Raw genomic sequence first — 20,545 nt, forward strand, 5'->3', positions numbered from 1 at the left:
TCAGCCTTACCCCAATCATTTGTAGCCAACAACTGAATTGAACATATAGCAAATAATAGACAGTAGGTGATAATAAATGGCAGATAAGACCGTCAAAGAACTGGCAGATATGGTAAGCAAAACCGCAAGTGCTGTACAACAGCAATTGGTAGATGCTGGACTGCCTGCGCGTGCAGAAGGTGACTTAGTCACCGAGCTTGAGCAGGAAAAGTTGGTGACGTATTTAAAGCAAAGTCATGGTCAGGAAGAAAAGCGTCGCATTAGTCTGAAGTCTAAAACGACTAGTACTGCGCGTGTGACTGGCTCTTCGGGCAAATCTAAGAGCGTCAATGTTGAAGTGCGTAAAAAGAAAGTGTTCGAGAAGCCTGATCCAGAAAAGATGGCTGAAGAATTGGCTGCACGTGAGCAAGCGATGATTGAGTCGCAAGCGCGTGCTGCTAAAGATGCCGAAGACCGTGCTGCTACTAAGAAAAAATCTGAGGAGCGTCAAGCTGCTACTTTAGCTGCGATGCGTGCAAGCCTTGGCTCTAGCAAAAAGTCAGACGACAAGAATGACGATATTTCAACGTCAGTGGTTGTGAAGAAAGGCGGCAAGACTACTGTTGAAGTTAAGCCGAAAGAACAACCTAAGAAGAAAGTTACAGCGACGAAACCAAAAGTTGAGACGGCAGTTGAGCGTAAAGCTCGTGAAGTGCGGGAAAAGGAAGAAGCTCGTTTACGCGAGATCGAAACTGAAACACGCCGTACCCAAGCTGAAGAAGCGCAAAAGCGTACGCTTGAGCAAATGCGTAAAATGGCCGGTCAGTATACTGATCAGCCCGCAAGTGAAGTTCGTAAAGATGAGCCATTGGCAGAAGGTTTGGTCGGTGACGCATTAGAAGAATCGTTTGAGAAAGAACGTCGTGAAATTAAGCGTGGCACCAGTACCACTAGTGCCCGTGGCCGTGGTCGTCGTAAAAATCAAGACGAGCGTGAAATTAAGAACCGCAAAAACGGTCTACGTTCAAGCCAGTCTTCACAGCATAAATTTGAAAAACCTGTCGAAAAAATTGTTTATGATGTAGAAATCAGTGAGCAAATCACGGTTTCTGATCTTGCCCAGCGCATGGCAGTGAAAGCTCGTGAAGTGACTAAGTTACTCATGAAAATGGGTGAAATTGCTCGCGAATCAGACATGATTGATCAAGCAACCGCTAGTCTAATCGTAGAAGAGATGGGTCACAATCCAGTACCCGTCAGTGATACTAAAGTTGAAGACGATCTACAAGATGCTGTTGATGAGCGCAGCAGTAACGTACAAACGCGTCCACCAGTAGTCACTATCATGGGTCACGTTGATCATGGTAAGACGTCATTACTAGATAAAATCCGTGAAACGAAAGTGGCTACGGGCGAAGCAGGCGGTATTACTCAGCATATCGGTGCTTATCATGTGAAAACAGCACGTGGTGTTATTACTTTCCTTGATACTCCAGGTCACGCCGCCTTTAGTGCAATGCGCTCACGTGGTGCTCAAGCGACAGATATCGTTGTATTGGTCGTTGCTGCTGATGACGGCATGATGCCACAAACTGAAGAAGCGATTGATCATGCTCGTGCTGCTGGTACGCCGCTGATTGTTGCTATCAACAAAATGGATAAGCCAAGTGCTGATCCTGATCGTGTTCTAAACGAGTTGACTGCAAAAGAAGTGGTATCGGAAGATTGGGGTGGCGATACTCCTATGGCTCGTATCTCAGCCAAGACAGGTGATGGTATTGATGAGCTGCTAGAGCTTATTAGCTTACAAGCTGAGCTAATGGAATTAGAAGCACCATTAGATGGTCCTGCTCAAGGTGTGGTTATTGAGTCAAGACTCGAAAAAGGTCGTGGTCCTGTCGTTAGTGTCCTTGTCAAAAAAGGTACATTAAAACAAGGCGATTTAGTCTTAGCTGGTGAATATTACGGTAAAGTTCGTGCGATGACTGATGAACATGGTAAACGTATTCAATCAGCTGGACCTTCTATCCCTGTAGAGATATTAGGCTTACCTGAAACGCCAGCAGCTGGTAGTGAATTCTTAGTCTTAACGGACGAGAAAAAAGCCCGTGAAGTCGCAGACTTTAGAACCAACCGTGAGCGCGAGCGTCAGCTTGAGCGTCAAAACGCGATGCGTCTAGAGAGCATGTTTGATCAGATGGAACAGGGTAATGTTTCATACCTAAATATCGTTCTAAAAACCGATGTTCGTGGTTCGCTTGAAGCACTACTTGCCGCATTGAATGAGTTATCGACGGATGAAGTTAAAGTTCGTGTGATCAGCTCAGGCGTTGGTCCTATCTCTGAGTCAGATGTGACGCTAGCAGAATCTAGTGAAGCGGTATTGTTAGGCTTCAACGTTCGTGCAGATGCTACCGCACGTCGTAAATCAGATTCTGCCAACATGGATATTCGCTATTACAGTGTTATTTATGGCTTGATTGATGATGTGAAAGCGGCAATGAGCGGTATGCTTGCGCCAGAACATCGCGAGAAAATCTTAGGTGTTGCAGACGTTCGTGAAGTATTCCGCTCTAGTAAGTTTGGTGCAGCTGCTGGTTGTATGGTGGTTGAAGGTACGATTTATCGCAACAAACCTATCCGTGTATTACGTAATGACCAAGTTATCTTTACTGGTCAATTACAGTCATTACGTCGCTACAAAGAAGACGTTAATGAAGTACGTACGGGCATGGAATGTGGTCTAGCCGTTCGCGGTTACGATGTAGAAGCTGGTGATAAAATTGAAGTCTTTGAGATTCAAGAGTTCGCACGTACTATCTGAAGTCACTGGTAAAATTAGGATGGTGCATCATGCAATCCGCTTTATTAACTGTGCATGGCATGATGGATTAGCTATCTTATAAATATTCAGCTGTACTTAGGCCTAACAGGTACATCCTGCTAGGCCTTTTTTAACAAATATTAGTCGTTAAACTTATTAATAAATGATTATATTGATCAATAAAAACAAGGTAATAACATGAACCAACGTTTACAACGTTTAGCTGATCAGATTCAGCGTGAGCTTGCTGTCCTTATCCGTGACGCGGTCAACGATCCGCGTCTGACAGGTTTTGTCACTATCTCTAGCGTTAAGGTCAGCCCAGATTTGGGCTATGCTGATGTGTATGTGACCATTATGGAGCCTGAGCTCAATGATGCCATGACCATGTCAAATCATGAAGAAAGCATCAAGGTGCTAAACAAAGCGGCAGGCTTCTTGCGTACTGAGCTGAGTCATAGTTTGAAGACTCGCACAACACCGCGTTTGCGCTTTCATTATGATGAAGTGACTGCCCGTGGTAATTACATGATGGATTTAATCAGTAAAGCGGTTATTAAAACTGAAGAAAATGAGTCTGACGAGCAAGAAAACGAAGAGTAGAAGGGTAAAAGTCATTATGTCGATTGTTTCTACAAAAGCCTCTACGCAAGCGGATAAAAAGTCTAGTAATCACCCTAACAAGATTAAAGTTTCTGGTGTGATTTTAGTCGATAAGCCTCAAGGTATGACTTCTCAACAAGTGGTTTCAAAGGTAAAATATTTATTTAAATCGCCTAACCATGACAGCAAGAAAGCAGGTCATACTGGCACACTTGATCCAATGGCAACGGGATTATTGCCTATCTGTTTGGGTGAAGCGACCAAGTTCAGTCACTATCAGCTTGATGCGGATAAATCTTATCAAGCAACCATTCTACTTGGTAGTCAAACTGATACCGGTGATGCCGATGGGCAAGTCACTGCTGAGGCACCGATTCCAGCGTTTGATGATGCACTGTTAGACAAAGTCGCCCAGCAGTTTTTAGGTGCCCAGCAGCAAATTCCACCGATGTATTCTGCCTTAAAAAAAGATGGCAAAAAACTCTATGAATATGCTCGTGCTGGTATAGAAGTAGACCGCCCGCCAAGAGACATTGTCCTTAAAGCCATTGAGTTGAAAGCAATTGATAAGCAGCAAATCCAGTTAACAGTAACTTGTTCAAAAGGCACTTATGTGCGTGTATTGGCAGAAGATATTGCTAAAGCGATGGGTACACTTGGCCATTTGACGGCACTACGCCGTCTACAAGTGGGTGATTTTAAAATCGATGAGACAATTGCGCTTGCAGATTTAGAAGCATTGCCATTAGAACAACGTCAGACATATCTATTGCCAGTAGATGCCTGCATTGATATTAGTGCTGAGCTGTCACTATCGTCAGAGCAGTGCGAGCGCGTACAAATGGGTCAACGCTTGAATGTTATCGATCAGTTGACTGATGATGTGCAAAGTTATATCGCAACAGCTATCGATCAGCATTTAGCTGCTAACAATAACAGCGCTGCTGATAGTCAAAATATAGAAGATACTAACGATGATAACGAGCAGCAATTGGTACATGAAATACCGATAGATATTCGTCTTATGGATGAGCAGGGTGCGTTTATTGGTTTAGGGGCAGTGAGCTTAAATGGTCGATTGCAACCTAAAAAGCTGATTCAGTTGTAATTTCAACATGTAAATCTGGCTAGATTTATAACTTAAAAACTGCAAAACTTACTAAGAGTTCACACAAATCACATATCGTCACATTTTATTGCAGGTTTCACCTATAGTGAAACCTGCTTTTTTTGTATCTTGATTAAGTCAGCTAGGGAAAGCATGACATGGATGAAAAGAATAATAAGAAAGCACAATATAAAATGTGAAAGGGTGATAATAATACAAAATGGATTTACTATAAATTTCGTTGAATAAAATAATAATAATGATAAATTTGAGCAGTAAAACTAAATAAAAATAATAAGACATTAATTCATATAAATTAATTTTTACAATTATAAGAAAATCATTCAGTCATAAATGTAATTTATAAATAATAGGAAGTACTATGAAAACGATTGCTTTTTTACTTCATAACAACTTTGAACAAGTAGAATATGAAGAGGTTAACAGCCAACTAAAAGCCAAAGGTTACAGCACACTTCTAATAACGACCAATAAAGAAAAAGAAGTCCAAGGTATGCATCAAGACGTCAACAAAGGCGATATCTTTACTGCTGACATGTTTGCAAAAGAAGCAAAACCTGCTGAGTATGATGCTTTAGTTTTGCCGGGTGGTACGGTTAATGCTGATACCATGCGTGGTAACGAAGATGCACATAGTATTATTACTGCTATAAATGAAGCTGGTAAACCGCTTGCTGTTATCTGCCATGCGCCTTGGATATTAATCAATACTGGTATAGCTAAGGGTAAAACGTTAACGGCTTATCATACTTTACAATTTGATTTAGAAAATGCTGGGGCAAAATTCGTAGACGAAAGCTTGCAGATAGACGGTAATCTGATTACTTCACGCAACCCAGATGATATTAATAATTTCGTCGCAGCGATTGACAAAGCTTTAACATAAGTTCCAATCGTTTCAACTTAGAGTAATTTTTATTCATTATCTATAAGGATATAACACGATGACACAGCCTAATCCAAACGATACCAAATTTGAGCAACAACGTTCTGATTCTGCCAAAGCAGCACTTAAAAGCCAGACGGAAGATAATCATACAGAAGACACTGAAGCTGCCGCAGAGCGTATTGCTGATAACTTGGAAACGAAGGAAGATAAATAGCTTCTTAAGTATGAATATATGAGTTAAATGTAAATAGGAGTTACTATGAGCAATTCAGTAAAAGATATGGATGAGCAAGAACAAGAGATTAATCAACTTGTAGAAGATATCAATCCTCGTGCTGATAACTCTCCTGATAGTTTAGCAGAAGCTACGACTGTGCCTTTAGCAGACGATGAGCTAGGCGGTACGGCTAGCGAAGAAGATATCCAGAAAAATAAATAAGTCTTAGATTATAAGGCTGGTATCTACATTTCATATTTACTTTTGATTGGTACTAACAATTTCGTCATCTTACTTACCAATAATCAGATATTCTTAAAACCATAACAAAAAACTGCTGTTAGCCCAGCAGTTTTTTGTTATAATTGGCGTCATATTTAAATACGGTTTAGATTATTCTAAATGGTTTTAAATGACAGTTATGACTCATTTCATTGAGCTTGTCGTACACTAGGTCAACTCTAGTAATGCAGGGTTGTCCTGAATGACGTACAGGCTATTTTATTGACTATTCTATTGCTCCTCGATACTTAAACTTTTAAGGTTATCTTGGTGCTCTTAGCATTGCCGGAGAGATTTATGCTAACTAATGCCGATCGCGAACAAATCATTGCTCAATACCAACGTGGTGAAAGTGACACTGGTTCACCAGAAGTTCAAGTAGCTTTGTTAAGTGCTCGCATCAACGATCTACAAAACCATTTTAAAGCACATAAAGCGGATCACCATAGCCGCCGTGGTCTTATCCGTATGGTTAATACCCGTCGTAAACTGCTTGATTACTTAAAAGGTAAAGATCTTGGTCGCTATACCACCCTTATTAGCCAGTTAGGTCTACGTCGTTAATTTGACGACAGTAGTACAAATGGTTGCTAAAACGAGATATGCCTTAACTGGGAAGTATTTTAGATTTTTTGCGCAGCTATTTGGAACTTGCTTGTTGATATCGATAAAATAGATTTTTCTAAAAACGGTGTGGAATAGTTTCACGCCGTTTTTTTATGCTTATCAGTATGGTATGAGTTTAAGTACAGAAACAAAAGCTTATATTTAACTAATTATTAAGAAATAGATAGTAGTGCATTAGGTTGGTCAATGACCATAAATCACTGTAAAATAATGCCTTAGTCGGTTTTTGCACTGTTTATGATAGATAAACATGCATAGGTAAAGTAGTTAAAAGCCTCCATAGATGGAGTGGTTTTGATGCTATAAAAATCCAAATGATCGTTATAGCAAACCGAATTTTAGCAGCAACCAATATGCAGGGCTAAGCGAGCTAGACAAGCCAGTAGCATAAGATAAATATTTGATAATAATAGTTTCGATAGACAGGATTTATAACTGTAAAGACAGTCGATTAGAAGCTATACACAAAGAATTTTAATGACAGATATCAGTGTTTTTTGTGCTGATATTATTTCGTCAGTCAATATTAGGAAAATTATATGACAATGTTTAATACCATTAAGCGCGAATTCCAATACGGTAACCAGCAAGTTGTTATCGAAACAGGACGTATTGCGCGTCAAGCCAACTCGATTTTAGTCCACATGGGCGGCGTTACTGTATTGGTAGCAGCGGTTGTAAAGTCTGATGCTAAAGAAGGTCAAAACTTCTTTCCATTGACCGTAAACTACCAAGAAAAAATGTATGCAGCAGGTAAAATTCCAGGTGCTTACGGCAAACGTGAAGGTCGCGCGAGCGAGTCTGAAACCTTAACCTCGCGTCTGATTGACCGCCCAATCCGTCCACTATTCCCTGAAGGCTATGTAAACGAGATTCAAATCACAGCGACGGTTGTGTCATCTGATAAAACTCAATCAGCGGATATCGCAGCACTAATCGGTGCTTCAGCAGCGTTAGCTATCTCTGATGCCCCGTTCAATGGTCCTGTTGCTGCGGCGCGTGTTGGTTTTATCAATGGCGAATACGTACTGAACCCGACCCTTGAAGAGCTTAAAGAAAGTGATCTTGACTTGGTCGTCGCTGGTACCAAGTCTGCAGTATTGATGGTTGAGTCTGAAGCTGCAGAGCTATCAGAAGATCAAATGCTAGGTGCGGTCTTATACGGTCATCAGCAGCAGCAAATCGTTATCGATAACATTGCCTCAATGGCAGAAGAAATTGGTACTGCTAAGCAACAATATACCGCTCCTGTACGCGATCAAGCATTAGAGACCAGCATGAAAGAGCAGTTCGGTACGCAAGTATCTGACGCTTATACCGTTACTGATAAGCAAGCTCGTTATGCGAAACTTGACGAAATCAAAGACGCTGCAATCGCGGCTCTTGCTGGTGATGCTGAATCAGAAGAGTATAGCAATAATGTTGCTGAGCTTAAAGAAATCTATAACGATCTAAAATATCGTACCGTTCGTGACAATATCTTGTCAGGCAAGCCACGTATTGACGGTCGTGATTTAGAAACCGTTCGTGCCCTTGATGTACAAGTGGGCGTATTACCATTTACTCATGGTTCAGCATTGTTTACACGTGGTGAAACCCAAGCATTGGTAACGACTACCCTTGGTAATACTCGTGACGTCAATATGATTGACTCGCTAGCGGGTACCATTCGTGACCATTTCATGTTGCATTATAACTTCCCACATTTCTCAGTAGGCGAAACAGGTCGTGAAGGCATTCCTAAACGTCGTGAAATCGGTCATGGTCGTCTAGCACGCCGTGGTGTACAAGCGATGCTGCCTGATAGCGATCGCTTCCCATATGTTATCCGTGTGGTTTCTGAGATCACTGAATCAAACGGTTCATCGTCTATGGCTTCTGTTTGCGGCGCAAGCTTGGCATTGATGGACGCTGGTGTGCCAATTAAAGCACCAGTTGCTGGTATCGCTATGGGTCTTGTTAAAGAAGGCGAGCGTTTCGCGGTATTGTCTGACATCTTAGGTGATGAAGATCATCTTGGCGATATGGATTTTAAAGTCGCTGGTTCTAAAGACGGTATTACTGCTCTACAAATGGACATTAAAATCGAAGGTATTACCCCAGATATCATGGAGCAAGCGTTAAAGCAAGCTCATGCTGGTCGTATCCATATCTTAGACGCGATGAACAAAGTATTGCCTGAAAGCCGTACTGAAATCAATGCTCATGCACCTAACTATGCCGTAATTGAGATCAATCCGGATAAAATCCGTGATGTTATCGGTAAAGGCGGCGCAACGATTCGTCAGCTAACGGAAGAAACTGGTGCGGTTATCGACATTGATGATGCTGGTACCATCCGTATCTTTGGTGAAAACAAAGCGGCAACTAAAGCGGCAATTGCTAAAATTGAAGCAATCACAGCAGAAGTTGAAGTAGGTAAAACTTACGAAGGTACGGTTGCTCGTATCGTTGACTTCGGAGCCTTTATTAACGTATTGCCAAATACTGATGGTCTCGTGCATATCTCGCAAATCGCTGATGAGCGCGTAGAAAACGTATCTGACTATCTAAAAGAAGGTCAAATCGTGAAAGTATTGGTTCAAGACGTTGATAATCGTGGTCGTATCAAATTGACTATGAAAGGTATTGAGCAGAGCTAATGCTTGATATTTGATAGCGTTAATATTTAAAAACCGCCTTGAATCACTTATTATGAGTGCTCAAGGCGGTTTTTTTATGGACGTAAAATATAACTAAAATTAGAAAATATGCTATATGGCAACGTCTTTAGGTACATGGATATCAATGCGAAGCTTAGGTAAATTTGCTAAATAATGGGCTATGAGAGGCAATATATCAATATGCCAATCTAATGGAAGCGCGTTTGTTATAAGAGACTCATTGGTCGAAGGATTGGCTTCATTGCGTGAATGGCTATAAATAAGGGGACGGGCAAGCAGAGCAATGTGACGGATACTTTGATAGCGTATCAGCGTTGTCAGTTGTTGTCGTAAATCTACTAAAGCTGCCGTCAACCAGCGTACTCTTACTGGATGATAAGGGTGATCTGATATAACAAGGTTGGCAATATAACTGGGTTGGTTGCCATTACTACTGATACTAAGCCCAGCCTGTTCACGTATGCGTTTATGCAGCAAACAGCTACCAACCATTAAGCTACCATCACGGCACGCACGATAGTAACGTTGATAATTATCAGGATATAGGGTTTTTGCGCGAGTCAAAATAGGATCTAAAAGGAGACCAGCGCTATTAACAGGAAGTATGAGCAGCTGAGCGCTGCTATTTAGAATAGGATTATGAGTGAGTTGCAAAGATGCCATCATCAACCCCTGAATAAAAGCATACATTATTTGGCGATAACTGCTAATTAGTGGTGGTTTTAACCGCAGTATCAGCCTCTAATTGGGCAATTTGTTGCTCAAGTAATGCGATTTCTTGAGCCTTAAGTTCGGTTAATTGTTTGGTCATGGCAATCTGTTCAGCAGCGAGCTTTTCTTGTTCGGCTAAGCGCTTACGTTCATCTTCTAAACGATCAATCTCTTCTTTGGCTAAGCTGTTCGTTTTTGGTAATGGGGCTTCTAAGATGGCTTTAGAATCTGGGATATCAGAATCCGTCATGCTAGCGCTACCTTGATTTTCATCATCAATAATATTATTAACGTCATCTTCTAATGGTACAGAAGCAATCTGTGTAGACTTATCTTGTTCAGAAGTCACCGGCAAATTTTCAGCAGAGCTCTGATTAGATTGAGGTGCCGTGCCTTTCCAAACGAAATAACCGATTAACAGCACAATTAATAAAATACCAAACCACCATTTTTGACGTGGCTTAGCAGAATGGGTAGATTTTTTTGAGACTTTATGGGAGAAAGGACGCATTTTTTTGCTTTTCATACTACGTTCAATTTAGGTTAAAGATATCCTGCCATACTATAGCAAACTCGAAATAAAAAAGCCCATCTATTGATAGAAGGGCGATTAAATACAGCATTGTTTATAGCAATCATGAGATATGACTGTCTGATCGTCAAATATAAAGAGTTATTCTTTGAATTTGACCGTCCCACTGGTTCCGGTAATCATAGCGTCACGAGTTAATTGGTCCTCAAGATGGTTCTTTGCGCTGATCTCATCAGGATCAGGGCGATGTTCAGTATGCCCGCATAGCGTACATTCAATATATTCATCAGGCGCTGGCACAACGATATTGACCTGTACTACCGCATCCATGACCTGACATTTCGGGCAGCGAACGCCCGCTAAAAACTGCCGCTTTGGGCGCGTTGATTGATAGCGCATTTAAATCACCTCGCGTGTTATTAAGGCATTGGCAGCCGTACTACTTTTAGTCTGGTCTTCAGTATCAGAAAAACCGCTATGACGTAGCAAAGCATCAATACTGGCGCTACGACCACGGAAATTTTCAAAATTCACCTTAGCTGGAAAACTACCGCCCACTGATAAAATAGTCTCACGGAAGGCTTTACCTGTGATGGGATTAAAAATGCCGTCTTCTTCAAATTTACTAAAAGCATCAGCAGACAACAGCTCTGCCCATTTATAAGAATAATAACCAGCGGCATAACCACCAGCAAAAATGTGACTAAAGCCATTGGCAAAGCGGTTGTAATCAGGCGTCTGTAAAATGGCAATATCATTACGTACGCTGTTAAGCGTAGTCAAGATACCTTCATAATTAAGCGCTGGCGTGTGCGCATGAATCAACAAATCAAACAAAGAAAATTCGATTTGACGGAGCGTTTGCAAACCACTTTGGAAGTTTTTGACTGCCAATAGCGCATCGAGTTTCTCTTTTGGTAATGGCGTGCCAGTTTCGACATGACTGCTAATAAGAGCAATACCTTCCGCCTCCCATGCCCAGTTTTCCATAAACTGGCTTGGCAGCTCGACCGCATCCCACTCAACGCCATTGACCCCAGCAACATCACCTACCGTTACTTGAGTCAACAGATGATGTAAACCGTGACCAAACTCATGAAACAAGGTGACAACTTCATCATGAGTCAATAAGCTTGGCTTACCATCGAGTGCTGGGGTGAAGTTACCGACCATAAAGCACACTGGTAGCTGTTGGTGGTTTTGCTCTTCATAACTATAACGTGACTGAAAGCCACTCATCCAGGCGCCGCCGCGTTTACCACTACGGGCAAATAAATCAAAATAAAAACCGCCAAGCAAGTTATCATCAGCATCAAATAACTGATAAAAACGCACCTCATCATGCCAGCGTGATACGGATTCATTTTGCTCTTGTACTTTGATGCCGTATAAACGCTCAACGATAGCGAATAACCCGCTAATCACTTTTGGTAATGGGAAGTACGGGCGAATCTCTTCTTGTGATAAGCTGAACTCGCTTTGTTTGACCTTTTCGGCGATATAAGCACTGTCCCACGGCTGCAAATCTTCAATACCGTAATCTTGCGCATATTTTTGCAATTGCGCCAAATCTTGCGCAGCAGTTGGCGTTGCTTGCACTGCTAAATCACGTAAAAAGGTTTCTACTTCTGCCACGCTGTCTGCCATTTTGGTCGATAGCGATACCTCTGCATAGTTATGAAAACCCAATAGTCTGGCTTTTTGTTCACGTAACTGCAAAATCTCACTCATAATATTTGCGTTATTTAGAGACTGACCTTTAGCATTAGTATGCTCATCAAACTCAGAGCCGCGAGTGACATAGGCACGATATAACGTCTCGCGTAAGTTGCGATCATCGGCATGGGTCATAATGGCAAGATACACAGGAATATTTAAGCCTGCCACATAATAAGGCGTCGATAAGGTATCAATCTCTGTTTGCGTGAGCGAACCATTTGCAAGCTGGCTTGTTTTATATTGCTCACCAGCATCGGCTATTAATGCCAAACCACTTTCAGTCAAACCTGCTAACTGCTCTGTTTTAAGCGGCAACGCATAAGCTTGAGTGGCGTCTAAAACATGGTCTGAGAAAGTGGCTGATAACGTAGACAGCTTACTTTGAATGACTGCAAATTTATCTTGCTCAGCTTTTGGTAATGCGACCCCTGATAACTCAAAGCTACGTAGCGCAAGCTCAATAGCTCGTGCTCGTGCCGGCTCAAGCGCTGCGAAGAAAGCTTTATCGTTGACAATCGCTTGATAACGACTAAATAGCGGCTGATGCTGCCCAACGCGCGTACCATAAGCTGATAGCTTTGGTAACAGCTCATGATGGACATGGCGGATCTCATCATTGCTCATGACACTATTCAGATGCGACAAAATGCCCCAACTGCGATCCAATGCCAAATTGATGTGGTCAAAGTTTTTTATATCAATTAGCGCTTGCTCAGCGTCTATCGAGGTAGACGTATCCTTGCTATCTGTAGACACCTTCAACTCATCTAAAAACGCATTAGCCGTGTCAATGGCGCTGATTACTTGCTGTTGCAAAGTGCTTGGTGCAGTATCGGCAAAATCGACAAGATGTAACTTTGAAGAAATAGAAGTCATAAAAGGTTCCGTTATAAATAATGAGTTTGACAGATAAAAGGGTTTAATTTGGCGTAATTATTCAAATCGTTCAAATGATTAACAGGCATTACTGTTTATATTTTAAAGATATATTAAGATCAAGGTTTCTTAATGTTAAATAGTTTGATGTGAGGCTAATCGTTATGGTGTATTGATAAACATTGTTAATAATCAGCATTGTAATATTTAAATAATGGGTCTTCATTAATGAAAATACAAGCTGGAAGCTTGAGCTCTGCTAAGCTGTTAATCAAGTGACCTTTATTAAGGCTACTGTTATTAAGGTTATTGTGGCAAGCGTTGATATTATTTACAAAGCATCATCATTTGCTTGCAAATTAACCCTATAGCTTGTGTGGTCAAGTTGGTAGTGTAATAGGATAACAGGCGTTAATAGTGCTGTAGTATGAATAGCCTGTTAAGCATGCTATGTTATTAAGAGTATGCAGTCGCCTGACCGCAAAAATCTAGAATAAGTAACAGGCAAGGCGTACCAAAAGTAGTATTGGAAATTTATAGTCATAAAACAAGGAGTATTAAATGAAAGCAACTCTCAAAAGCTTACGCGAGACAAAGGCGAATCCAGCAGTCAGTATTTTTGTCAAAACGCACCGCGAACACCCTGCTAATGACAAAGACCCTATTGCCCTAAAAAACCAATTAAAAGTCGTCGAAGAACGTCTAACCAATGAGTATGACAAGCGTACAGCGACCACTATCTTAGACAATATCCATGCTAAGACCAAAGAGCTGAATCATAATCTTAATCTAGATACCTTAGCTATTTTTGCTAGTACTGACGATGTGCAAGTGATCCGTATGCCTATTGATACCACTGAGCGCGTGGTTATCTCACATCGTTTTGCGACCCGTGATTTAGTGCGTGATATGGCAAGCGCTGTGCATTATTATACTTTGGTATTGACTCGTGATAAGGCACGTTTAATTGAAGCCTCTAATGATCGCGTGATACGAGAGTTCGATCTAGACGATACTGCCCAAAATAATATGGAAAACATTCCTTTTCCTATCGACAATAATGGACTTCATACGACAAGCGATGGCGGATCAGATCGCTCAGCGAATAATGAGAGTAGTGCGTTAAAAGAGTTCTTTAACCAAGTAGATAAGAGTGTTCAAGAGCTGTGGGGCGAGCATAAAATGCCGCTAGTCGTAGTCGGTGATAGCAAAAATATTGGCTACTATAAAGATGTTTGTGACCGTCCGGATAATATCATCGCTACGGTATCAAACGCCACCAATCTAGATGAGGGTGGTGCACAGCATGTTATCAACAGTGTACAAGAAGCAGTAGAAGGTTATCGTACCTCCTTACACCAAGCGGCACTGGGCGAGATTGATAAAGCGCGCGGGGCGAACAAACTACAGACTGATTTGCAAGAAGTCTATCGCAGTGCTTTTCAGGGTATAGGCGATACCTTGTATGTCCGCCGTGGCTATATTCAACCAGCCAAAATTAATGAAAAAGCGCAAACGCTAAGTCTTGCGGACGACTCAAGTGCAGAAGGTATCACTGATGATGCTATTGGTGAAATCATTGAGCATGTCATTCATAATGGCGGTAAAGCGGTCTTTATGCCACAAGATATTATGAATGCAGACCAACCGATTGCTCTTGTCACCCGCTATTAATAGATGACATAGGCTCATTAACGAATTAGCCATTGGTCATTGATAGCACATAGGTATAGTATGAGAGCATTGGTTCAGTATGGGCCAATGCTCTTTTTACATGTATGGTTTTCTAGTGCCTCGATTCTATTTCAAACGATTATTTTTTATTTTGAGCTGACCATATTCAAAACCCAATATCTACTCTATAAATACTGAGTTTATGACTACTACCATTATGACTAATACCACCTCTTTTGTACTCACAAGTTATAACATTCATAAAGGCATGTCGCCGATGAATCGCCAGGTCAAAGTTCAGGGTATCGCCCAAGCACTTGATATTATAGGTTCCGACATACTCTGCCTACAAGAAGTACAGGGGCAAAACCTTAAGCGCAATATTCAATATAACGAGTACCCTGACCAGTCTCAGCACGAATGGTTTGGTGAATATCTGCAACTAGAAAACAGTTATGGCAAAAATTCAGAGTACGATAACGGCCATCATGGCAATGCGGTGTTGAGCCGATTTCCACTTGATCCCAAGCACAACGTCAATATTACGGTCAATAAGCTTGAGCAGCGCGGGGTTTTACACTGTGAAGTGCAGCCGGTAGGTTGGGAGGTGCCAGTGGTGGTTTTATGCGCCCATTTAAACCTATTTGAGCGCGATCGTATCAAGCAATATGAAGCGATTTCTAACTATGTCAGAGATGAGATTGCCCCTGACCAGCCACTGATTTTGGCGGGCGATTTCAATGACTGGAAAAAAATGTCTTGTGATAGATTGGCATCAAGCTTGGGTATGACGGAAGCTTTTAAACATTGTCACGGCAAGCTGCTGCCTACCTTTCCAGCAAAGCTACCTGTATTGAGTTTAGACCGTATCTATGTCCGTAATCTCAGAATAAAAGATGCTTGGGTACATACGGGTAAACCGTGGTCAACTCTGTCTGATCATCTGCCTTTGAGTGCAGAACTGGCGTTGCTATAGAGTAAAAATTATTAATAGAATAAAGAACGCTAAACTAAAATAAACAAGGATGATATACAATGTCTGATAAAAGCATACCAATGACTCAAAATGCCGTACTCATACGTGAGTTTGGTGAACCTGAAGTCATGATATACCAAGATGATATTGCCGTACCTGATTTGACAGATGATCAAGTGCTGGTAAAAGTTGCTTATGCCGGCATCAATCCAGTCGATTATAAAACTCGTCAAGGTAAAGGCTGGGGCGCCACCAATATCCAAAAAGATAAGTTTGATCATAATCAACCAGCGATTTTGGGTTTTGATATGTCAGGCACAGTAGTTGAAAGTCAAAGTACGAAATTTGCTGTTGGTGATAAAGTCGCAGCATTAACTTTTAACGGTGGATGCTATGCTGAATATGTCGCTGTTGATGCTAAAATGCTGGCACGTGTACCTGAAGCTGTCACCTTAGAGCAGGCAGGCGCATTACCTTGTATCGGACAAACGGCGCTACAATTTGTTGAGTTTGCTGATATCAAAGAGGGCGAGCATGTAGTGATGAATGCCCCAGCAGGCGGTGTTGGTCATCTATTGATACAGCTTTTGATGAAAAAAATCGCTAAACATAATATCAAAGTTACGCTTATTTGCTCAGCAGAAAAGTATAAAAAACTGGATAGCCTGATAGATACTAGCCAGCTTACAGGCTGGATTGATTACACCAAAAATGGTCCGTTTCCTGAGCTGCAAGCCGACGTCTTATTGGATTTGGTCGGTGATGAAGCGGGTGTAAGGGCGCTAGACGTTGTCAAAGAGTCTGGACGTGTATATGTACTACCAACAATTTGGGTAGATAAACTCAAAGAAGCAGGCAGTCAAAAAAATCTAAGCGTTGAAGGTTATGCGGCTCAGCGTAATGGCGAGGATATGGCACGAGTACTACAGCTAGTGGCAGATGGTCAGCTAACTTTACGTTTGCAAAAGACTTATCCATTGTCAGAAGTCGTTATCGCCCATCATGAGCTGCAAAAAGGCGATGCTTTTGGTAAATTGGTATTGAAAGTCAGTTGAGCCGAGGTTGATTGGATAATAGATTTAGCTAATGGTTAGCTTCGATTATTTGGATATATTTGCCGAAAAGTTAAGCTAATGCGTCCTGTGGTTACCTTTTTAGTCTTGGTAATACTGTGCTTCCAAAAGCTCTGAGTATCACCATGCATGACAATTAGCTGACCTGACTCAAGATAAAGCTCAACTTTATCTTGAGTTTTTTTATGCTTAAAGACAAATTTACGCGTAGCACCAAGAGATAATGAAGCAATAACTGGTTGCTCACCAAGCTCTCGTTCATCATCGGCATGATAGCCCATACCATCCTCACCAGAAGGGTAATAGTTAAGTAAACAGGAATTAAAATTGGCATCAATGCCAAGATCTAATAATTTCTGTTCGATATGATGTTTCACATGAAACACAGTCTCTGTCCAAGGTATGGTTTGACGCGTATGACCAGAGTACTGATAGTCAATATCGCTATCACCCATCCAAACGATTTGACGCGTTGTGACATGTGTCTTGCCAAATAAAGTAACGATATCTTCTTGCCAAGGTAACTCAGTCACCAAGTTATAAAATAAGGGGCTGGGATAATCGATCACAATTCCTAAGTCATTTACCTGACCGTCATAAGGCAACAGGTTGTCAGTCGGTTTGGGCGCAAAAAGGTCAGTCATAGGTCAGCTTATTTATTGCTCTGATAATGCTCATTGATAATTTGAGCGCAGATTTCTGGCGCCTCCATGGGTAATAAATGTCCATACTCTGGTAAGGAAATAATACTGCTATCAGGAACAAATTTGTGCCATTGTTTACGCACTTTTGGATTGATAAATAAGGTGGGTTTGCCAGTAATCAAAGTGTAAGGGCAGCTTAGCTTTTTAAGCGCCGCATCAATATGAGGGGCACCAAAATAATTAGCTAACTCTTGTTCTGGTGAGAATAGCAGAGTATAGCTACCGTCATTATTAGCGCTCAGGCTTTGTGTAGCAAAGGTTTTTAGGTTTATATCACTAATACGTTGATATGCCCGCTGCTCCCTCAAGTAATCGAAGTATTCCTGAATACTTGCCCAAGTGGTTTGCTTAGTTAATGTGCTTTTAAAGGGTTCTTGGCTTAATAAAAACTGCCGCGGCAACAGATTATATATTCTTGCTTGTTTTTTGGTAAAGGTAACAGGCTCGATAAGGTAGAGCTCTGAGAAAAGCTCTGGACGCTTTGCTGCCGCTATTGCAGTAGCAGTTGCGCCCTGCGAATGTCCAATACCAACAACTGGTTTATCTTGGGTTTTTTCTAAAAAATCAATCAGCATCTCAGCATCTTGCTCACGCGTTAGGCGGCGTGCTTGCGGCTTATCATACCAATAGCCGCGTAATGCCAATGAGCTCAGCTCAAAGCTGGCTGCCAGCTCATTTAACAATGGTGCATAGGTACCAACGGTAAAGCTGTTACCCCCATAAAAATGGGCAGGCGCACGTTTATAATCAGTTTGATTGGCTGAGCCTAGTTGCTGTAAGTCATAATAGCGAGCCTGTCTGCCAGCAAGGTTGATGCGATTTGTATAAGCTTCCATAAAATAAACACGTCCCTGTGAGAAGTTGCTCTTAGTAAAACGCTTTTAATTAACTGTCTTCACCTAAGAAGCCGCCGCTTTGGCGATGCCATAATCGTGCATAGATACCATGTAGATTCAATAGTTCATCATGGCTGCCCTGCTCAATAATTTGACCTTTATCCATCACAACCAGTCTATCAAGAGCGGCAATGGTTGATAAGCGATGGGCGATGGCAATAACTGTCTTGCCAGTCATAATATCGTTCAGGCTTTCAGTAATTGCAAATTCGATCTCAGAATCGAGCGCACTGGTGGCTTCATCTAACAGTAGAATAGGCGCGTTTTTTAGCATAACACGTGAGATGGCAATACGTTGACGCTGCCCACCCGAAAGTTTGACGCCGCGTTCACCAACTTGAGTATCCAGCCCCATGTTGCCTTTATCATCATATAAATCTTTGATAAAGTCCCATGCCTGAGCTTGTTTTGCTGCGATGATAATCTGCTCGTCAGTAGCATCAGGACGACCATAAGCAATATTTTCGCGTACGGTACGATGTAATAAAGAGGTATCTTGGGTCACCATGCCGATTTGCTGACGTAAGGACTCTTGGGTCACCTCATCAATCGCTTGACCATCAATGAGGATTTTACCTTTATCGACATCAAAGAAGCGTAAGAGTAGATTGACCAAGGTGGATTTGCCAGCACCTGAACGTCCAACCAGACCGATTTTTTCGCCGGGTTTGATGTCCAAGTAAAAATTATCGAGAAGTTTGATAGTAGACGTGGCTGATAGGTTGCCGTCGTTTAAATTTCCACCATCATTATTGTCTGCATCATCGTTATCATTCTCATAACTAAAATCAACATGATCGAAGACGATACGACCTTCTGTCACTTTTAAAGCTGGTGCATCGGGTTTGTCAATGATGGTTTGCGGTGCAGATAAGGTACGCATACCGTCCTGTACCGTACCGATACTTTCAAACAAACTTGCCGTCTGCCACATAATCCAGCGCGTTAAACCATTCAAGCGTAGCGCCATGGCAGTTGCAGCAGCAATAGCACCGACACCAATGGCTTCTTGTTGCCATAAATACAAGCCAATACCGGCAGTACTACTGACCAAAACAACACTAATCAAATGCGTTGAAAACTCAAGATAGCTGACCCAGCGCATTTGTGCATGGACGGTACCCAAAAACTGCCCCATGGCGTTTTTGGCGTAACTGAGCTCACGGCGCGAGTGACTAAACAGCTTGACGGTCATAATATTGGCGTAGGCATCAGTAATGCGCCCCGTCATCAAGGCGCGAGCATCTGCTTGTACGATAGCCGTTTGTTTGAGTTTAGGTATGAAATACCACATCGCAAGCCAAACTAATACAAACCACGCGATAAAGGGGATCAGTAGCAAGCTATCAAGATTGAAGAGAATGATACCTGAAGTAATAAAATAGACCGCGACATACATAAACATGTCAGTAACTGTCATAACGGTATCACGCACTGCCAATGCCGTTTGCATCACTTTAGCAGAAACGCGACCGGAGAATTCATCTTGATAAAACTGCATCGATTGACCAAGCATACGCTGATGAAAACGCCAGCGCATCTGCATCGGGAATACCCCTTGCAAGGTTTGAAAATGGATAAATGAGGATAAGGCAATCCATAATGGGCTGACAATCATCACCGCCAGCATAAGCAGCAGCATGTCGCCTTTTTCTAGCCACAGATTTTGCGGGGTATAAACCCCAAGCCAGTCAACGATATTTCCAATCCAAGCAAAGAGCATGGCTTCGTAAATACCAATACCGGCTGACAAAATCATAAACAGCAGTAGCCAGCCGCGTAAACCATTGGTGCACGCCCACAAAAATTTCAGCATGCCATCACGAGGTAAGGGTAGTGGCATCGGTGTTTCAGGGAAGGCAGGTAGGCGACTTTCAAAAAAGCGAAATAGAGTGTTCATAGGCAATAGCAATACGTCAAGATAAGCGTAAGTAGACGCCATCTTGAGCCATTATATAAGTGAGTAAGTAGGCATCTATTTTAGCAAATCTTGACCAACACGCTTACAGGCTAATTGTAATTTGAACGCATCAGACACTCATAGGACCATCTGATGATACATGGGCATAAATAGCTTGCTGCATAAGAAATATATTGTTACATTCTATGGTTTTTTCTCCTTTTAAATTAACACTGATATATACCCTCGATATGATGGATGACTAAGGTAA

The 20,545-nt window shown here is 41.8% G+C and carries 18 protein-coding genes; 11 read left to right on the forward strand and 7 right to left on the reverse strand.

Features of this window, described 5'->3' with window-relative positions; translation table 11 throughout:
• Positions 1–76 precede the first annotated feature (76 nt).
• The 8 genes from infB to pnp all read left to right on the forward strand — a co-directional run bounded on the left by infB (position 77) and on the right by pnp (position 9,192).
• Entirely contained in the window at positions 77–2,803 is a 2,727-nt protein-coding gene (gene infB, locus JMX89_RS00380) for a translation initiation factor IF-2 (protein WP_201530583.1), read from the forward strand.
• A gap of 198 nt (positions 2,804–3,001) precedes the next feature.
• A complete protein-coding gene (locus JMX89_RS00385; RefSeq protein ID WP_011279383.1) occupies positions 3,002–3,406 on the forward strand; it encodes a ribosome-binding factor A in 405 nt (134 codons plus the stop codon).
• 16 nt (positions 3,407–3,422) lie between these two features.
• Positions 3,423–4,514: a tRNA pseudouridine(55) synthase TruB gene (truB, locus tag JMX89_RS00390; protein WP_201530582.1), complete on the forward strand. Its 1,092-nt coding sequence runs from the start codon at positions 3,423–3,425 to the stop codon at positions 4,512–4,514.
• A gap of 382 nt (positions 4,515–4,896) precedes the next feature.
• Entirely contained in the window at positions 4,897–5,421 is a 525-nt protein-coding gene (locus tag JMX89_RS00395; protein ID WP_201530581.1) for a type 1 glutamine amidotransferase domain-containing protein, read from the forward strand.
• Positions 5,422–5,479: 58 nt separating this feature from the next.
• Entirely contained in the window at positions 5,480–5,638 is a 159-nt protein-coding gene (locus JMX89_RS00400) for a hypothetical protein (RefSeq protein ID WP_188004066.1), read from the forward strand.
• A gap of 45 nt (positions 5,639–5,683) precedes the next feature.
• Positions 5,684–5,863: a hypothetical protein gene (locus tag JMX89_RS00405; RefSeq protein ID WP_133103973.1), complete on the forward strand. Its 180-nt coding sequence runs from the start codon at positions 5,684–5,686 to the stop codon at positions 5,861–5,863.
• Positions 5,864–6,220: 357 nt separating this feature from the next.
• Entirely contained in the window at positions 6,221–6,487 is a 267-nt protein-coding gene (rpsO, locus tag JMX89_RS00410; protein WP_011512454.1) for a 30S ribosomal protein S15, read from the forward strand.
• 602 nt (positions 6,488–7,089) lie between these two features.
• Positions 7,090–9,192 carry a polyribonucleotide nucleotidyltransferase gene (gene pnp / locus JMX89_RS00415; protein ID WP_201530580.1) on the forward strand — a complete coding sequence of 701 codons (2,103 nt, stop codon included), beginning with the start codon at positions 7,090–7,092 and terminating at the stop codon, positions 9,190–9,192.
• 111 nt (positions 9,193–9,303) lie between these two features.
• Here the strand turns inward: pnp and JMX89_RS00420 are convergent, their stop codons facing one another.
• The 4 genes from JMX89_RS00420 to JMX89_RS00435 all read right to left on the reverse strand — a co-directional run bounded on the left by JMX89_RS00420 (position 9,304) and on the right by JMX89_RS00435 (position 13,051).
• A complete protein-coding gene (locus tag JMX89_RS00420) occupies positions 9,304–9,876 on the reverse strand; it encodes a hypothetical protein (RefSeq protein WP_201530579.1) in 573 nt (190 codons plus the stop codon).
• A 43-nt stretch (positions 9,877–9,919) separates the two neighbouring features.
• Entirely contained in the window at positions 9,920–10,450 is a 531-nt protein-coding gene (locus JMX89_RS00425) for a hypothetical protein (RefSeq protein ID WP_201530578.1), read from the reverse strand.
• A 147-nt stretch (positions 10,451–10,597) separates the two neighbouring features.
• A complete protein-coding gene (locus JMX89_RS00430) occupies positions 10,598–10,855 on the reverse strand; it encodes a YheV family putative metal-binding protein (protein ID WP_133103969.1) in 258 nt (85 codons plus the stop codon).
• A complete protein-coding gene (locus JMX89_RS00435; protein ID WP_201530577.1) occupies positions 10,856–13,051 on the reverse strand; it encodes a M3 family metallopeptidase in 2,196 nt (731 codons plus the stop codon).
• Positions 13,052–13,612: 561 nt separating this feature from the next.
• Between JMX89_RS00435 and JMX89_RS00440 the strand changes: the two genes are divergently transcribed.
• The 3 genes from JMX89_RS00440 to JMX89_RS00450 all read left to right on the forward strand — a co-directional run bounded on the left by JMX89_RS00440 (position 13,613) and on the right by JMX89_RS00450 (position 16,756).
• Positions 13,613–14,725: a hypothetical protein gene (locus JMX89_RS00440; protein ID WP_201530576.1), complete on the forward strand. Its 1,113-nt coding sequence runs from the start codon at positions 13,613–13,615 to the stop codon at positions 14,723–14,725.
• A 217-nt stretch (positions 14,726–14,942) separates the two neighbouring features.
• Positions 14,943–15,701 carry an endonuclease/exonuclease/phosphatase family protein gene (locus JMX89_RS00445; protein ID WP_041752899.1) on the forward strand — a complete coding sequence of 253 codons (759 nt, stop codon included), beginning with the start codon at positions 14,943–14,945 and terminating at the stop codon, positions 15,699–15,701.
• A 59-nt stretch (positions 15,702–15,760) separates the two neighbouring features.
• The gene (locus JMX89_RS00450; protein ID WP_201530575.1) at positions 15,761–16,756 is read left to right on the forward strand and encodes an NADP-dependent oxidoreductase; all 996 of its coding nucleotides are present in this window, start codon (positions 15,761–15,763) and stop codon (positions 16,754–16,756) included.
• Between the two features lie 35 nt (positions 16,757–16,791).
• Here the strand turns inward: JMX89_RS00450 and JMX89_RS00455 are convergent, their stop codons facing one another.
• Genes JMX89_RS00455 through JMX89_RS00465 form a run of 3 tightly spaced genes read right to left on the reverse strand, consistent with a single transcriptional unit; the run spans position 16,792 to position 20,274 of the window.
• Positions 16,792–17,418, reverse strand: a complete 627-nt coding sequence (locus JMX89_RS00455) for an alpha-ketoglutarate-dependent dioxygenase AlkB family protein (protein ID WP_201530574.1) — start codon at positions 17,416–17,418, stop codon at positions 16,792–16,794.
• Between the two features lie 8 nt (positions 17,419–17,426).
• On the reverse strand, positions 17,427–18,314 hold the full coding sequence (locus JMX89_RS00460; protein ID WP_201530573.1) for an alpha/beta fold hydrolase: 888 nt from the start codon (positions 18,312–18,314) through the stop codon (positions 17,427–17,429).
• A gap of 49 nt (positions 18,315–18,363) precedes the next feature.
• The gene (locus JMX89_RS00465) at positions 18,364–20,274 is read right to left on the reverse strand and encodes an ABC transporter ATP-binding protein (protein WP_201530668.1); all 1,911 of its coding nucleotides are present in this window, start codon (positions 20,272–20,274) and stop codon (positions 18,364–18,366) included.
• Positions 20,275–20,545: the final 271 nt, after the last annotated feature.

This window comes from Psychrobacter sp. DD43, assembly GCF_904846555.1.
GTDB classification, from domain to species: Bacteria; Pseudomonadota; Gammaproteobacteria; order Pseudomonadales; family Moraxellaceae; genus Psychrobacter; species Psychrobacter cryohalolentis.

Bases quoted from the DNA above. Each gene is read 5' to 3' on its own strand.
- JMX89_RS00385 (WP_011279383.1), top strand. From the start codon at position 3,002: ATGAACCAACGTTTACAACGTTTAGCTGATCAGATTCAGCGTGAGCTT.
- JMX89_RS00465 (WP_201530668.1), bottom strand. From the start codon at position 20,274: ATGAACACTCTATTTCGCTTTTTTGAAAGTCGCCTACCTGCCTTCCCT.
- pnp (WP_201530580.1), top strand. From the start codon at position 7,090: ATGACAATGTTTAATACCATTAAGCGCGAATTCCAATACGGTAACCAG.
- truB (WP_201530582.1), top strand. From the start codon at position 3,423: ATGTCGATTGTTTCTACAAAAGCCTCTACGCAAGCGGATAAAAAGTCT.
- JMX89_RS00445 (WP_041752899.1), top strand. From the start codon at position 14,943: ATGACTAATACCACCTCTTTTGTACTCACAAGTTATAACATTCATAAA.
- JMX89_RS00400 (WP_188004066.1), top strand. From the start codon at position 5,480: ATGACACAGCCTAATCCAAACGATACCAAATTTGAGCAACAACGTTCT.
- JMX89_RS00460 (WP_201530573.1), bottom strand. From the start codon at position 18,314: ATGGAAGCTTATACAAATCGCATCAACCTTGCTGGCAGACAGGCTCGC.
- JMX89_RS00405 (WP_133103973.1), top strand. From the start codon at position 5,684: ATGAGCAATTCAGTAAAAGATATGGATGAGCAAGAACAAGAGATTAAT.
- JMX89_RS00450 (WP_201530575.1), top strand. From the start codon at position 15,761: ATGTCTGATAAAAGCATACCAATGACTCAAAATGCCGTACTCATACGT.
- JMX89_RS00420 (WP_201530579.1), bottom strand. From the start codon at position 9,876: ATGGCATCTTTGCAACTCACTCATAATCCTATTCTAAATAGCAGCGCT.
- JMX89_RS00435 (WP_201530577.1), bottom strand. From the start codon at position 13,051: ATGACTTCTATTTCTTCAAAGTTACATCTTGTCGATTTTGCCGATACT.
- JMX89_RS00425 (WP_201530578.1), bottom strand. From the start codon at position 10,450: ATGAAAAGCAAAAAAATGCGTCCTTTCTCCCATAAAGTCTCAAAAAAA.
- rpsO (WP_011512454.1), top strand. From the start codon at position 6,221: ATGCTAACTAATGCCGATCGCGAACAAATCATTGCTCAATACCAACGT.
- JMX89_RS00395 (WP_201530581.1), top strand. From the start codon at position 4,897: ATGAAAACGATTGCTTTTTTACTTCATAACAACTTTGAACAAGTAGAA.
- JMX89_RS00440 (WP_201530576.1), top strand. From the start codon at position 13,613: ATGAAAGCAACTCTCAAAAGCTTACGCGAGACAAAGGCGAATCCAGCA.
- JMX89_RS00430 (WP_133103969.1), bottom strand. From the start codon at position 10,855: ATGCGCTATCAATCAACGCGCCCAAAGCGGCAGTTTTTAGCGGGCGTT.
- JMX89_RS00455 (WP_201530574.1), bottom strand. From the start codon at position 17,418: ATGACTGACCTTTTTGCGCCCAAACCGACTGACAACCTGTTGCCTTAT.
- infB (WP_201530583.1), top strand. From the start codon at position 77: ATGGCAGATAAGACCGTCAAAGAACTGGCAGATATGGTAAGCAAAACC.